At 71.5% G+C, this 14041-nt stretch carries 15 protein-coding genes; 5 read left to right on the top strand and 10 right to left on the bottom strand.

The window, feature by feature from the left end; genetic code table 11:
- Positions 1 to 38: 38 nt before the first annotated feature.
- Positions 39 to 461 carry a hypothetical protein gene (locus tag DES41_RS24860; protein WP_114470344.1) on the bottom strand — a complete coding sequence of 141 codons (423 nt, stop codon included), beginning with the start codon at positions 459 to 461 and terminating at the stop codon, positions 39 to 41.
- Positions 462 to 594: 133 nt separating this feature from the next.
- On the opposite strand from DES41_RS24860, the gene DES41_RS24855 reads away from it, so the two are divergent.
- A complete protein-coding gene (locus DES41_RS24855) occupies positions 595 to 1422 on the top strand; it encodes a helix-turn-helix domain-containing protein (RefSeq protein WP_114470443.1) in 828 nt (275 codons plus the stop codon).
- Here DES41_RS24855 and DES41_RS37975 read toward each other — a convergent pair whose 3' ends face one another.
- The 7 genes from DES41_RS37975 to DES41_RS24825 form a co-directional block, all read right to left on the bottom strand.
- The gene (locus tag DES41_RS37975; RefSeq protein ID WP_147282956.1) at positions 1423 to 1584 is read right to left on the bottom strand and encodes a PIN domain-containing protein; all 162 of its coding nucleotides are present in this window, start codon (positions 1582 to 1584) and stop codon (positions 1423 to 1425) included.
- A 304-nt stretch (positions 1585 to 1888) separates the two neighbouring features.
- Entirely contained in the window at positions 1889 to 3334 is a 1446-nt protein-coding gene (locus DES41_RS24850; RefSeq protein ID WP_114470343.1) for an efflux transporter outer membrane subunit, read from the bottom strand.
- Positions 3335 to 3336: 2 nt separating this feature from the next.
- Positions 3337 to 4242, bottom strand: a complete 906-nt coding sequence (locus tag DES41_RS24845) for an efflux RND transporter periplasmic adaptor subunit (protein WP_114470342.1) — start codon at positions 4240 to 4242, stop codon at positions 3337 to 3339.
- Positions 4239 to 4457, bottom strand: coding sequence for a DUF1656 domain-containing protein (locus DES41_RS24840; RefSeq protein ID WP_114470341.1), 219 nt, complete (start codon positions 4455 to 4457; stop codon positions 4239 to 4241). Before DES41_RS24840 ends, DES41_RS24845 begins: the two co-directional genes overlap by 4 nt.
- Complete coding sequence (locus DES41_RS24835) at positions 4454 to 6484, bottom strand: FUSC family protein (RefSeq protein ID WP_114470340.1); 2031 nt, start codon at positions 6482 to 6484, stop codon at positions 4454 to 4456. The genes DES41_RS24840 and DES41_RS24835 overlap by 4 nt, the downstream gene beginning before the upstream one ends.
- Positions 6481 to 6984 (bottom strand): MarR family winged helix-turn-helix transcriptional regulator, encoded by a 504-nt coding sequence (locus DES41_RS24830; protein WP_245965862.1) that lies wholly within the window; start codon positions 6982 to 6984, stop codon positions 6481 to 6483. The genes DES41_RS24835 and DES41_RS24830 overlap by 4 nt, the downstream gene beginning before the upstream one ends.
- A gap of 121 nt (positions 6985 to 7105) precedes the next feature.
- Complete coding sequence (locus DES41_RS24825) at positions 7106 to 8170, bottom strand: type II asparaginase (protein ID WP_114470339.1); 1065 nt, start codon at positions 8168 to 8170, stop codon at positions 7106 to 7108.
- A gap of 197 nt (positions 8171 to 8367) precedes the next feature.
- Here DES41_RS24825 and DES41_RS24820 point away from each other — a divergent pair, with 197 nt between their 5' ends.
- The 3 genes from DES41_RS24820 (at position 8368) to DES41_RS24810 (ending at position 12205) form a co-directional block, all read left to right on the top strand.
- Entirely contained in the window at positions 8368 to 9288 is a 921-nt protein-coding gene (locus DES41_RS24820) for a heme-dependent oxidative N-demethylase subunit alpha family protein (protein WP_170168287.1), read from the top strand.
- Positions 9289 to 9359: 71 nt separating this feature from the next.
- Complete coding sequence (locus DES41_RS24815) at positions 9360 to 9686, top strand: hypothetical protein (protein ID WP_114470337.1); 327 nt, start codon at positions 9360 to 9362, stop codon at positions 9684 to 9686.
- A gap of 137 nt (positions 9687 to 9823) precedes the next feature.
- On the top strand, positions 9824 to 12205 hold the full coding sequence (locus DES41_RS24810; protein ID WP_114470336.1) for a membrane-bound PQQ-dependent dehydrogenase, glucose/quinate/shikimate family: 2382 nt from the start codon (positions 9824 to 9826) through the stop codon (positions 12203 to 12205).
- 3 nt (positions 12206 to 12208) lie between these two features.
- On the opposite strand, the gene DES41_RS24805 is transcribed toward DES41_RS24810, so the two are convergent.
- Positions 12209 to 12436, bottom strand: a complete 228-nt coding sequence (locus DES41_RS24805) for a hypothetical protein (protein WP_114470335.1) — start codon at positions 12434 to 12436, stop codon at positions 12209 to 12211.
- Positions 12437 to 12499: 63 nt separating this feature from the next.
- Here DES41_RS24805 and DES41_RS24800 point away from each other — a divergent pair, with 63 nt between their 5' ends.
- On the top strand, positions 12500 to 12823 hold the full coding sequence (locus DES41_RS24800; protein WP_114470334.1) for a DUF6172 family protein: 324 nt from the start codon (positions 12500 to 12502) through the stop codon (positions 12821 to 12823).
- 4 nt (positions 12824 to 12827) lie between these two features.
- On the opposite strand, the gene DES41_RS24795 is transcribed toward DES41_RS24800, so the two are convergent.
- Positions 12828 to 13964 (bottom strand): iron-containing alcohol dehydrogenase, encoded by a 1137-nt coding sequence (locus DES41_RS24795; protein WP_114470333.1) that lies wholly within the window; start codon positions 13962 to 13964, stop codon positions 12828 to 12830.
- Between the last annotated feature and the right edge of the window lie 77 nt (positions 13965 to 14041).

The following is a 14041-nucleotide window of genomic DNA, read 5'->3' as shown; positions in this document are numbered from 1 at the left end:
ATATTTGGTTCCCCCGCCCCCGGGGGATTGGTCCGCCTTCAGGCCGAAGCGGCCAGGCCGGCACGCGGCTGGCGTGTGGCGCGCAAGCCCATCCACTGCGCCTCGGCCAGCAGCACCACGGTCACGGCCTGGGCGACGACCCAGGCCACGCCCAACGCCGTGACGGCGAAGACGCCGCTGGCCAGCAGCGCCGCGCAGGCCGCGGCCCAGCCGAAGTTGCCGACAGCCACCAGGGCGATCAGCGTGCGCGGCGGCGTGGCGCGGCGGGCCATGGCGGCGGCCGCCGCGGCGTAGGCCAGCAGAAACAGGCCGGTGCCCACCAGCAGGCCGCCGGGCAGGCCGGTGAGCCGGGCCAGCGCGTCGGTGAAACCGACCTGCAGGGCACCGGTGGCGGCGCAGGAGGCGGCATCGGCCCACATCACGCGGGACAGGAAGCGGGGCGAGGCGAAGAGGGAAGACATGGCGGAACTCCTTGGGGTTGTACGCCCTGGGACCATCCCCTGGCGTTGGACCGCATGGTTGTGCAGGCGGCGTTGCGAAGCCATGACGTCGCAGGTCATGGGCGCATGGCACCTGCGGCACCAGAATCACGCCATGCACAGCCCCTCCCATGCCCTGCGCCAGCCCGGCGCCCGCGATCCCTTCGGCCTGCACCTGCGCCATTGGCGCCAGCACCGGCGCATGAGCCAGCTGGACCTGGCCAACGAGGCCGAGATCTCCACGCGCCACCTGAGTTATGTGGAGACCGGCCGCGCCACGCCCAGCCGCGAGATGGTGCTGCGCCTGGCCGAGCGGCTGGAGGTGCCGCTGCGCGAGCGCAATGCGCTGCTGGTGGCGGCCGGCTTTGCGCCCATGTACCGGCAGCGGGGCCTGGACGACCCGGCGCTGGCGGCTGCGCGCCGCGCGGTGGATCTGGTGCTCAAGGGCCACGAGCCATACCCGGCGCTGGCGGTGGACCGGCACTGGCACCTGGTCGCGGCCAACGCCATCGTGCCGCTGCTGATGGCCGGCGCGGCGCCCGAACTGCTGCAGCCGCCCGTCAACGTGTTGCGGCTGTCGCTGCATCCGCAAGGCCTGGCCAGCCGCATCGCCAACCTCGCGCAGTGGCGCGCGCACCTGCTCGAGCGGCTGCAGCAGCAGATCGCGGCCACGGGCGACGCGGTGCTGCAGGCCCTGCACGACGAGCTGGCGGCCTATCCGGTGGGCGATGCCGGCCATGTGGCCACGGCGGGCGGTGGCGAACTGTCCAGCGTGGTGGTGCCGTTCCAGCTGCGCACCGAGGCCGGCATCCTGAGCTTCATCAGCACCACGACTATCTTCGGCACGCCGGTGGATGTGACGCTGCAGGAACTGGCGGTGGAGTCGTTCTTTCCGGCCGATGCGGCCACCGCGCAGGCGTTGGCGAGGCTGGCGGCGGGCTGATCAGTCCAGGCTGCCCAGGTGCTCACCGGCGGCTGTGACCAAGAGCTGGTCGAAAGTTGCAAGCGGGGCCTTGAGTTCGGACGCCAGCCAGAGGTAGCTGGTGTCGCAGGCGCTGAGCTGGTACCGCAGGGCCAGGGCCAATACCTGAGCCGGTTGGGCCACTGCATGCAGTTGGATGTCCAGAAGGGCAAAAGCCTGCAGGCGCTTCGAGCGCGATCTCCGCCATGCCGCGCTTGTGCTTCTTGAGCGCAACGCTGGTGATCTCCGTCACCAGCAACTGCGGGGCGTGCAGGGTGCGCCCCGCGACGATGTCGGCGGCTTGCTGCTTCCACTCTTCGTGGAACAACCTGCCTGCCAGCATGCTGCAGTCCACCACCAGCGGTGGGCGCATGAGGTAGCGCGCCGGCGGCTCGGCGACGTCCGGAAATGGAGGCGCGTCAACGGCGCTGCAGCAAGTCCCGCGCGGCTACCAGCCCCCGCCCAGCGCCAGGAACACGTTCACCTGGTCGTCGGCCAGCTGCGCATCCGATGCCGCCAGCGCGGCATCGCTGGCAGCCATCACGCGCTCGGCGTCCAGCGCGTCCAGGTAGCCGGTCTTGCCGTTCTGGTAGAGCTGGCGCGCCTGCGCGGCCACGCTGGCGCTGTCGTCGCGGGCCGCCTGCAGCGCGGCGTGGCGGTCGAGTTCGCGTGCGTAGACGGTCAGCGCGGTCTCGGTTTCGCGCAGCGCGGTCAGCACCGTGCCGTCGAAGCGCGCCAGCGCGGCGCGCGTGCTGGCCTCGGCCTGCGCGATGCGGGCCTGCGCGACGCCGGTGTTGGGCACCGTCCACGAGATCAGCGGCCCCAGGCTCCAGCTGAAGGTGTCGCTGCGTGCGAAGCCCGATGCCGCGCCGACGGAGCCGGCCGACAGGCCCAGCGTGACCTTGGGGTACAGCTCGCCCACGGCCACGCCGATGCGCGCCGTGGCCTCGGCCAGCGCGCGCTCGGCCTGGCGCACGTCGGGCCGGCGCCGCAGCAGCGCCGCGCCGTCGCCCACGGGAATGGCGCCCGCCACCTGCGGCGGCGTCTCGCAGCCGGCCACGTCGCGCGGAAAGTCCTGCGGCAGCGCGCCGGTCAGCGTGGCGAGCCGGTACAGCGCGCCCTGGCGCTCGGCCTGCAGCGGCGGCAGTGCCGCGTTCAGCTGCTGCAGCTGGGCGCGGGCGCGGGCGGCGTCGATGCTGCCGGCGCGGCCGGCCTGCTGCAGCCGCTCGGTCACGCCCAGGGCCTCGCGCTGCAACCGGACCGACTTCTGCGCGGCCTGCAGGCGCAGCCCGCTGGTGCAGGCCTGGGCGTAGGCGCGCGCCGTGGCGGCGGCCACGTTCACGCGCACCAGGTCGACGGCAGCCTGGGCACCGGCACTGCCGGCCTCGGCCGCCTCGATGGCGCGGCGGATCTGGCCGACCCAGTCGACCTGGTAAGACAGCGATGCATTGGCACCGTAGTGCACGGCATTGGGCGGCACGTGGTCCTTCTGCAGCAGCGACAGGCCAGAGACATGGCCGTACGAGGGGCCGCCGCTGAGGCCGATGCCGGGCCGGGTGGCGCCGCCCACTTCCGCTTCCAGGGCCTGCATGCGCTCCAGGTTGGCGACGGCCTGGCGCACGTCGGTGTTGTGCGCCAGCGCCTGCTCGACCAGCCGGTCGACCACGGGCGCGCGCCACAGCCGCCACCAATCCTGCGGCAGCGGTTCGGCGGAGAACGGCGCGGCCTGGGCGCCTGCGAAAGGCAGGGCGGCGGCCGGTTGGCTGGCCAGTGCCTCGGCCGGCTGGCGGTAGTCCGGCCCGACCGGGGCGGTGCTGCAGGCGGCCAGGGCCAGTGCAAGAGCGAAGGGCGCGAGTGGCGCCAGCGCGGCGCGCGGGGCGAGGTGGCGGACCATGCTCAGCTCCGGGGCGCGGCAGCGGCCTCGACGACCTGCACCGTCACGGTCTGGCCGGCGACCAGGCGCGTGCCTTCGGGCAGCGGGTCCAGGCGCACACGCACCGGCACGCGCTGGGCCAGCCGCACCCAGTTGAAGGTGGGCGTGACGCTGGGCAGCAGGTTGGCGCTGGTCGAGCGGTCGCGGTCGGCGATGCCAGCCGCCAGGCTGTCGACCGTGCCGCCCAGCACGGCGCCGCCGCCCATGGGCGTGACGCGCACGCGGTCGCCGATGTGGATGCGCGGCAGCTTGGTCTCCTCGAAGTAGCCCTCCACGTAGAGCGAGGCCGCGTCGACCAGCGCCAGCGCCGGCCGGCCGGCCGTGGCGTAGCTGCCCTGGCGCAGATCCAGGTTGGTCACGAGGCCGCCGACCGGTGCCCGCACCTCGGCGCGCGAGAGGTTGAGCTGCGCGGTGTCGCGCGTGACGGTGGCCTGCGCCACGCCGGCCTGGGCCTGCTCGACGCGCATGCGGGTCTGCTCGCGCACCTCCTGCGAGACGAGGTTGCCGAGCGCCTGGTTGCGTGCGTCCTCGCGCCTGGCCTGCGACAGCGCGACCTGTTGCGCGCCCAGCGCGGCCTGGGCCTGGCGCAGTGCGAGCTGGAAGCGCGCGCGGTCGACCTTGAACAGCAGCGTGCCGCCGGCCACGGCCTGGTTGTCGGCGACCGGCACGGCCGTGACCAGGCCCGAGACGTCGGGCGCGATCTGCACGATGTTGGCGCGCACGCGGCCGTCGCGCGTCCAGGGCGCGACCTCGTAGTGGTCCCACAGCCGCAGGCCGGCCCAGATGGCGGCGGCCGTCACGAGCAGGGTGAGGAGCACGCGGGCGCTGCCCACGGTCCAGGGGTGCTTGAAGAAGGAGGCGGTTTTCATGGTGAACCTGTTTGCAGAAAGTAGGTGGCGCGGCTGAGCCCGTGGAGCAGCAGCACGTACAGCGCCACGTCGAACAGCGCCGGATGCCAGATGTGGCGGTACAGGCCGGTCGCGGCCAGCAGGCGCCGCAGGCCCCACAGAGCAGCCAGCGCGCCGAGTGCCAGCGGCATCAGCCAGGGCATGTACAGGCCGTAGAAACTCAGCTCGCCGATCATGGTGTGGCTCCTTGCGCCAGGGGTTGTGCGCGCGGGAAGAGGTTGCGCCGCAGGCCGACCAGCGCGGCCACGGCGGCGCGCCATTCGGCTGCGCTGCGCGGTGCGGCCAGCGTGGCTTGCAGCGTGTCGTCCAGCGCCGGCAGCAGCGCGGCGGGCACGGGCGCTGCCGGCACGCGGCTGCGCGCGCCGAAGAAGCCCGCGATGCCGCCCAGCAGCCGGGCCGTCGCCGCCGCGGGCAGGTGGGCACGGGCCTGCTGCAGCGTGACGATGTCCTTGCCCACGCGCAGGTCGCGCAGCGCGTCGTTGGTGGTGGCGTCCTTGCGGCCGTCGGCATGCGTGATGCGCAGGGCCAGCAGGCCGATGCGGTCGAGCACGCGCACGGTGTAGCCATCGTCCTGCGGAGCGCGCGGGGCGGCGGCCATCTCGCCGAGTTCGCGCCAGATCGCACGCTGGATGCGGCGCGCGCTCCAGTCGGTGCCGACCGAGCGCATGAGGCCCGTGACGCAAGCCGCGGCCACCGCGCCCAGCGTCTGCGCCAGCGTGGCATTCAGGAAGCCGACGATGTCGGCGTTGCCGGTGTCGTGCATGGCCAGCGTGCCGCCGAGTCCGCCCATCAGCATCGCCATGGCGGCCAGGAAGGTGCTTGGGCGCGCCATGTAGCAGCCCAGCACCAGGAAGGCCGGCGCGCAGATCAGCACCAGCATGCCGAAATCCTGCACCAGCGGCATCAGCACCAGCACATAAAGCGCCGACAGCGGGATGGACCACAGCGTGTACTTGAGGAAGGCGTTGATCGCGGGCGCCGGGTCGTCCATCGTCGCGAAGAAGCAGCACAGCACCGCGGCCATCATGGTCGCCACCGAGCCCGAGGGCCAGCCGGTCAGGATCCAGAACGCACTGCACAGGCAGACCGCCAGCACCGCGGCAACGCCCGACCACAGCGCCATGCCCACATCGCGGTGCAGCACGCGGTGGCCCAGCGCGGCCCGGTGGCGCGCGGGCGCTGCGCCCTGCAGGCCCGCGTCGATCTCCTGGCGCAGCGCGGTGCAGGCGGCCCAGCCGTCCACCAGTTCGCCCAGGCGGCAGGCCAGCGCGATGCGCAGCGCGCGCTGCCAGTCCGTCGCAGGGGCATCACCCAGCGCATCGATGGCCGGGCGCAGCTGCGCGGCCGGGGCTGCGTGGGGCGCCTGCAGCCAGCTGCCGATGCGTTCCAGCAACTGTGTGACGTCCTCGGGCAGCGCACCGGCATCCTGTTCCAGCGCCTGCAGCCGGTCTTCCACGGCCGACAGCAGCGGCGTGAGCGCGGCCACGCGGTCCTGCATCGCACCGATGGCGCCGGCCGTCCAGCGGAAATGGGTGGTGTCGAAGGGCACGTGGGTGGACAGCAGGCGCAGCTGCGTGATGTCGGCCGCGAGCCGGCGGCGGTCCAGGTCCAGCGCCTGGCCCTTGTCCTGGTGCAGCAGGTCGGCCAGCCAGCGCCGCGCGTCGCGCAGCGTGTTGTCCAGCAAGCCCAGCACGCTGGGCGCCAGGCTCTGCGGCAGCACGATGCTGTGCACCAGCGTGGCGCAGACGATGCCGATCCAGATTTCTTCCACGCGCAGCGTGGCCGTGTCGAACAGGGTCTGCGGCGTCTCCACCGACGGGAAACCGATCAGCGCAGCCGTGTAGCCCGCCAGCATGAAGACATACGAGGCCGGCGAGCGGTCCAGCAGCGAGAAGAACAGGCAGGTGCCGACCCACAGTGCCAGCGCCAACGTCAGCAACTCGGGCGCCGAGGACAGCGCAGGCACCAGCAGCAGTGTGGCCGTGCAGCCCAGCAGCGTGCCCAGGAAGCGGTAGATGGCCTTGGAGCGCACTGCGCCGGCCAGCGGGTTGGCCACCACATAGGCCGTCAGCAAGGCCCAGAACGGGCGCGGCAGGCCGGCCCGGCTCGCGCAGTACATGGCCAGCATGGCGGCACCGAAGCTTTTCACGGAGAACACGAGTTCTCCGCGCGTGAAGCGCAGCAGCGCGGGCAACAGCGTCATGGCGCAGGCCGAGGGGAGGCCGGTGCGCGGCTGGGCATCACGCAGCCCAGGCGCTGCTCCAGCGTGGCGAACACGCGCAGGCAGGCGGCCAGATCGGCGTCGGGCACGCCCTCGAACAGGTTGGCGCGCAGCGCGCGCAGCGTGGCCTCGATCTGGGCGCGCGCGGTGGCGCCGGCGGGGGTCAGGTGCAGGGTCTTGGCGCGGCGGTCGGCCGGGTCTTCGCGGCGCTCCGCGAGGCCGGCGGCCACCAGCTGGTCGAGCGAACGCACCAGCGAGGCGGCTTCGATGCCCAGCAGCTCGGCCAGCTGGATCTGGCGCACGCCGTCGCCCTGGCGGCCGATCATCACCAGCGGCCAGGCCATGGTGGCCGACACGCCGTGGTGGGCGACGGCCTTGTCGGCCGTGGACTTGTAGGCCCGCTGCAGCACCGACAGCAGCATGGTGGTCGCCATCAGCGCGGTTTCGCGCTCGGGCAACGGGCTCAGCGGGTTGTGGGACATTTCGTTAGCGATCTATTAATTAGCTTGCTAACGATTATACGGGTTTGCCCTGATTCGTGCAGGGCGACCCGTTCTCAGCGGTGGAACAAGGCCTGCACAGTGGCAGGCCTTGGGGCGCCGATCAGTACTCCCAGAACACGCGCTGCAGGTCGGCGGCGCTCAGCGGCTTGGTCAGTGCGACCATGGCCAGGATGCGGGCCTTCTGCGGATTCAGGTCGTGTGCCACCACCCAGTCGTACTTGTCGTCGGGCTGCTCTGCGTTGCGCAGCACGAAGCCGCCGGGCACGCGCGCGCTGCGGATCACCTGCACGCCGTCGGCGCGCAGCTTCTGCAGCGTGGGCACCACGGCAGCGGCGACCGAGCCGTTGCCGGTGCCGGCGTGGATGATGGCCTTGGCACCCTTGCCCAAAGCTTCGTACGCGGTCGGCGTCACGTTGCCGTAGCTGTAGGCGATGTCGACCTGCGGCAGCGTGGTGATCTCGTCGATGTTGAACTCCGACTGCGCGGTGTGGCGCTTGACCGGTGCACGGAACCAGTAGTTCTTGCCTTCCACGATCATGCCCAACGCGCCCCATTGGCTCTTGAAGGCCTCGGTCTTGATGTTGATGGACTTGCTGACGTCGCGGCCGCTGTTGATCTCGTCGTTCATCGTGACCAGCACGCCCTTGCCCATGGCGTCCTTGCTGGCGGCCACGTTGACGGCGTCGTACAGGTTCAGCGCGCCGTCGGCCGACAGCGCCGTGCCCGGGCGCATGGAGCCGACCACCACGATGGGCTTGCTGGTGCGCACCACGAGGTTCAGGAAGTAGGCGGTCTCTTCCAGCGTGTCGGTGCCGTGCGTGACGACGATGCCGTCCACGTCGGACTGCTTGACCAGCGCCGAGACGCGCTTGGCCAGCACCAGCAGGTTGTCGTTGGTGAAGCTTTCCGAGGCGATCTGGAAGACCTGCTCGCCCTTGACATTGGCGACCTTGGAGATTTCCGGCAGGCCGGCGATCAGCTTGTCCACGGGCACCTTGGCGGCCGCGTAGGTGGCGCTGTTGGCGGCCGACGCGCCGGCGCCGGCGATGGTGCCGCCGGTCGCGAGGATCACCACATTGGGCAGTTGCTGGGCCTGGGCGATGGCGCTGGCCGCGAGCAGGGCTGCGCCGGCCGCGAGGGCGCGGATACGGGAGGGGAAGTACATGAGGGAAGCTCCTGGAATGTTGGCTTTTGTCGCCCGGTCCGGCGCTGCTGGCCGCCACGGTTTGGTGCATGGCGGCCGCGGGCGGGCCGGGGCGCGGCGGAAGATACAGGAAGCGTGCCTGCCAGGCCCAGCCGTTGCATGCCGTCTCCGCATGGGGTGATGCGGGCCCGTGGCATGGCTTCTGCGAGCATGGCCGCATGCCCTTCGATTTCGATGCCGCGGTGCAGGCGCCGTTCCGCATGCAGCCCGGCCTGCGCCGGCTGGCGCCCGGTGCCGTGCAACTGAGCCCGGTGCGGCCTGGCAGCGCGCATTGGCGTGCCAAGCTGGCTGTGCTGTCGGCGCACGCGCCCCAGGCCTTGTGCGCCACGCCCGGCTTCGATGCGACACCGGCCTTGCAGGCCCTGTGCCGCCATGCCGCCGCCGAGCATCCCGCGGCGTGGACCTGGGACGGCGCGCGGGCCCAGGCGCCCGCCCTGGGCCTGGCCGTGGCCGGCGACGCGGTGCACCCGCTCCGCAGCGCCGCCGACGCCGCGGCGCTGGCCTGCCTGCAGGCCCTGCCGCCCGGCTGGCGCCTGGCCGGGCTGCTGAGCCTGGCCTTTGCCGAGGACTTCGCGGTGCTGGACGCCGCCAGCACCACCATCCCCTGGCTGGCCGTGGCCCTGCCGTCGCATTGGGCGCCCGAGCTGAAGGTCGGCCGCCCGTTCGCCGCCGTGCATGCGCCAGTGGCCGACAACGCGCTGCTGCTGCGGGCGGCGCAGGGACTGGCCCGGCTCGTGAGCGGACCGGAGCATTGGGAGCGCTTCGTCTGGACCGTGTCCCCGCACGGCGCGCTGGCCGCCCATCCCGCGCACCTGCCGCCTGGCGGTTGGCAAGGCCTGCCCTTGGACGCAGCCTGGTGGCGCACCGAGCGGCAGACCTTCATCCCGGTGCCTGGGGTGGCGCAGGCCGTCTTCACGATCCTGGTCGAGGTGCAGCCGCTGGCCCTGGCCATCGGCACCTCGGCCCGCGCGGCGCGCCTGCATGCGGCCATCGCCAGCATGGGCGCCGAGGTGCTGGCCTACCGCGGCTTGGCCGGCGTGCACGGCCGCTTGCTCGACTGGCTGGCGGCCCGGTGCTGAAGGGCAGGGGTGTGATGCGGCTGTCACATGCGGCCCGCACCATCGATGTCTTTCCAACCGAGGAGCCTTCGATGCCGCACGCCCCCAGCTTTGCCCAGATCCTTGCCGCTGCCGACCTGGCCGACGGCTTCATCGCCGAGATCCTCGATGCCGACCCCGCTCTCCTGGTCGGCAAGGTGGCCGAGCAGGACAACAAGGACATCGCCAAGGCGGCCCGCAAGCTGGCCGAGTTCCGCAAGCACCTGATCGACGCGCTGGCTCAGCAGCCCTTGGGCGGCGTCGACGTCGACGACGACTACGCCTACGAGGAGGATGGGGAAGACGAAGAGGAGGACGAGGACCAGGAGACCGTGCAAGACCAGCCCGCCCCGGCCAAGACCCGCGGCAAGCGCGCCTGACGACCATCCGCCCCTGTCGCCAGGGCGGTCTCCCGGGGTGCCAGCATCAGGGTTAACCCCTGATTTGGCGACAATGCCGGCATCGCCGCAGCGGCCGCCGCGCCGCTGCATGCCTTGCAAGCACCCGACTTTTTCCGATGACAGACACCGAACAACCCTACCGGGGCCGCCGCTGGCCCCTCGTCGCGCTGGGCGCGCTCACGCTCCTGATGGGCGCATTCCTGGCCGTGGGCGGGGCCTGGCTCGTCGGCCTGGGCGGCAGCTGGTACTTCGTGCTGGCCGGCATCGCGCTGCTCGCCTGCGGCTTCCTGGTCATGCGGGGCCGTCCAGCCGGCGCCTGGCTGTTCGCGTTGACGCTCCTGGCCACGGCCATCTGGGCGCTGGGCGACGTGGGCCTGCGCTTCTGGCCGCTGGTCTCGCGCCTGGTGGCCTTCGGCGTGCTGGGCCTGCTGATGGCGCTGGCCTATCCGGCCTTGGTGCGTGCGGCCGGTGGCACGCCGGGCAAGGGCGCCTATGCGCTGGCCGGCGTGCTGCTGGCGGCCCTGTTGGCGACGGGCGGCTATGCCTTCGTGCCTGCGCCCGTCATCGCCGCGCAGAACCCCGACCGACCGGCCACGCCTGTGGCACCCGGCAGTGAGCAGAAGGACTGGCTGCACTGGGGCAACACCACGGCCGGCAGCCGCTTCGCCGCGCTGGAGCAGATCACGCGCGCCAACGTGGGCCAGCTGCAGGTGGCCTGGACGGCCCACACCGGCGACGTGCCGCAGAGCACCGGTTCGGGTGCCGAAGACCAGAACACGCCGCTGCAGGTGGGCGACACGGTCTATGTCTGCACCGCCTATGGCCGTGTGCTGGCACTGGACGCCGACACCGGCGCCGAACGCTGGAAGTTCGACCCGCAGGCGAAGGCGCCCAACTGGCAGCGCTGCCGTGGCCTGGGCTACTTCGACCAGGATGCCCAGGCGCCCGTCGCCGCCGCGCAGCCGGCTGCGGCCTGCCGCCAGCGCCTGTTCCTGCCGACGCTGGACGCGCGCCTGATCGCCATCGACGCGAAGACCGGCCAGCCCTGCGCCGACTTCGGCAAGGACGGCACCGTCGACCTGTCGGTCGGCATGGGCGAGATCCAGTTCGGCTGGTACCAGCAGACCTCCACGCCGCTGGTCGCTGGCCGTCTCGTGGTCGTGGGCGGCCGCGTGGCCGACAACTGGTCGGTGGACGAGCCCCCCGGCGTGGTGCGCGCCTTCGACGCCGTGACCGGCGAGCTGGCCTGGGCCTGGGATTCGGGCAACCCTGCCATCACCAAGCTGCCGCCCGAGGGCCAGACTTACACGCGTGGCTCGCCCAACGTGTGGGCCGCCATGTCGTACGACGCCAGGCTGGGCCTGGTCTACCTGCCCACCGGCAACGCCACGCCCGACTTCTGGGGCGCGCACCGCACGCCCGAGGAAGAGAAATACAGCTCGTCCATCGTCGCGCTGGAGGCCGCCACCGGCCGCGTGCGCTGGCACTTCCAGACCACGCACCACGACCTGTGGGACTTCGACCTGCCGGCCCAGCCGCTCTTGATCGACGTGCCGAACGCGCAGGGCGGCACCGACCCGGCGCTGGTGCAGGTGACCAAGCAGGGCGAGATCTTCATGTTCAACCGCGAAACCGGCGTGCCGCTGGCCGAGGTACAGGAAAAGCCGGTGCCGCAGGGCAACCTGCCCGGTGAGCGCTATGCGCCGACGCAGCCGTTCTCGGTCGGCATGCCGTCGATCGGCAACACCACGCTGGTGGAGTCCGACATGTGGGGCGCCACGCCGTTCGACGCGCTGCTGTGCCGCATCAGCTTCAAGGGCATGCGCAGCGAGGGCGTCTACACGCCACCCGGCCTGGACCACGCGCTGCAGATGCCGGGTTCGCTCGGCGGCATGAACTGGGGCAGCGTCTCGGTCGACCCGACCACGGGCACGATGTTCGTCAACGACATGCGCCTGGGCCTGGCCAACTACATGATCCCGCGCGAGAAGATGCCCAAGAACGCCAGCGGCATCGAGATGGGGGCCGTGCCGCAGCAAGGCACGCCGTATGGCGCGATGCGCCAGCGCTTCCTGTCGCAGCTGGGCATCCCGTGCCAGGCGCCGCCGTTCGGCACCCTGTCTGCCATCGACCTCAAGAGCCGCCAGCTGCTGTGGCAGGTGCCGGTCGGCACGGTGCAGGACACCGGCCCGCTGGGCATCAAGATGCGCCTGCCCATCCCCATCGGCATGCCCACGCTGGGGCCGTCGCTGGCCACGCAGTCGGGCCTGGTGTTCTTCGCCGGCACGCAGGACTACTACCTGCGCGCCTTCGACAGCGCCAGCGGCAAGGAAGTCTGGAAGGCCCGCCTGCCGGTGGGCAGCCAGGGCGGCCCGATGACCTATGTCTCGCCCAAGAGCGGGCGGCAGTACGCGCTGATCACGGCCGGCGGTGCGCGCCAGTCGCCCGACCGCGGCGACTACGTGATCGCCTACGCGCTGCCGGGCACCGCCAGGTAGGGCTCAGGGCGAGCGGTGCAGCCGCGGCGCCGAGAGCAGCGCCAGGTTTTCCGTGATGGCCGCATCCACCCGTGGATAGCGGCCCTTCATCTTCGAAATGGTCATGATGGTCTGCAGCGCCTGCAGGTCCTTGAGCGTGGGAGCGACCTTGATCTGCGCGATCGCCGCACTCTGGTTGCCCCCGTTGATCAAGGTCATCAGCTTGCTGGACCAGTCGTTTGCGCGTGCCATGTCTTCACCTGCCTTCGTCGAGGCGCCGACTGTACGGCGCCCTGCGGGGGGTTACGATCACCCATGAGAAAAACATTCCAGCTTCAGGTCGAGGGCAAGCATCCCGACCGCCTGCTCGAGGCCATCAAGCACGAGATCCGCAAGTACATCAAGCGCGAACGTGGCCATGCGCTGCCCGAAGGCGCCGACTTCTGGGACTTCGACTGCCGCTTCGGCGCGGACGAGGCATCCGCCGGCACCGTGCACCTGTCCGACATCACCGGCCTCATCGATGGCCTGGTGAAGGAAGGCGGCAAGCAGTTCTACGTCGAGATCCTGGCCAAGCCCGCCAAGCGCCAGCCGCGGCCGGCGGCGGACCCGGCGGACCCGGCCCAGGACGGCGCCTGACGCCTCACATCGCGCTGTCGAGCATCGCGCGGTAGTCCGCGCGCGAGGCCAGCCGCGGATTGGTCTTGTGGCAGTGGTCGGCCATGGCGCCGTCGATGATCTGCTCGAACAGGGCAGCGCTCACGCCCACTTCCGCCAGGCCCCTGGGCAGGCCCAGGCGCGCGTTCATGTCGCGGATCGCCTCGCCGATGTCGCCAGGCTGGTCCAGGTGCATGGCACGCGCCATGCGCTGCAGGCGCTGGTCCTTCTGCACCGATTCGGCGCCCGCGTTGAAGGCCACCACGGCCGGCAGGAACAGTGCGTTGAGCGTGCCGTGGTGCAGCCGCGGGTCGACACCGCCCAGGCTGTGCGACAGGCTGTGCACGCAGCCCAGCCCCTTCTGGAACGCCATCGCGCCCTGCATCGAAGCGCTCATGAGGTTCAGCCGCGCCTCGCGGTCGCTGCCGTCCGTGGTGGCGCGCTCGATGTGGGCCCAGGCGCGCTCCAGGCCATCGAGCGCGATGCCGTCGGCCGGCGGGTTGAAGGCGGCCGACATGAAGGTCTCCATGCAGTGCGCGATGGCGTCCATGCCGGTGGCGGCCGTGAGCTTGGGCGGCAGACCGAGCGTGAGTTCGGGGTCGCAGATGGCGGCCTTGGGCATCAGCGACCAGCTGTGGAAGCCCAGCTTGCGGTGGTCGTCCACGATGATGATGGCGCCGCGCGCCACCTCGCTGCCGGTGCCGCTGGTGGTTGGCACGGCGATCAGCGGTGCGGCTGCTTCGGTGATGCGCGGCGAGCCGCCTTCGATGGTGGCGTAGTGCGTGAGCGGCCCCTCGTGCGTGGCGGCGATGGTCACGCCCTTGGCGCAGTCGATCGAGGAGCCGCCGCCGACCGCGATCAGGCCGTCGCAGCGGCCCTTCTGGTACAGCGCGACGGCGGCGCGCACGGCGGCTTCCGTCGGGTTGGACGGCGTTTCGTCGAACACCGTGACGGGCAGATCGCCCAATGCGTCCAGCGCTTTCTGCAGGATGCCGACAGCGCGCACGCCTGCGTCGGTCACGACCAGCGGCCGCGTGATGCCGATGCGCTTGCACTCGTCCGCCAACAGGCGGATCGCGCCGAAATCGAACTGGACTTGGGTCAGGTACTGGATCAGGGCCATGGGATGTGCGTGGAAACGTGGAGGACCGGGCAATCTAGCAAGCCCGGCCTGTTTCGCGCATAGCGCCATCCCTCGGT

The organism is Pseudorhodoferax soli, from assembly GCF_003337555.1.
Classification (GTDB): domain Bacteria; phylum Pseudomonadota; class Gammaproteobacteria; order Burkholderiales; family Burkholderiaceae_C; genus Pseudorhodoferax; species Pseudorhodoferax soli.
The sequence above is the reverse complement of the archived record's forward strand: the minus strand, read 5'-3'. Positions and strand labels throughout refer to the sequence as shown.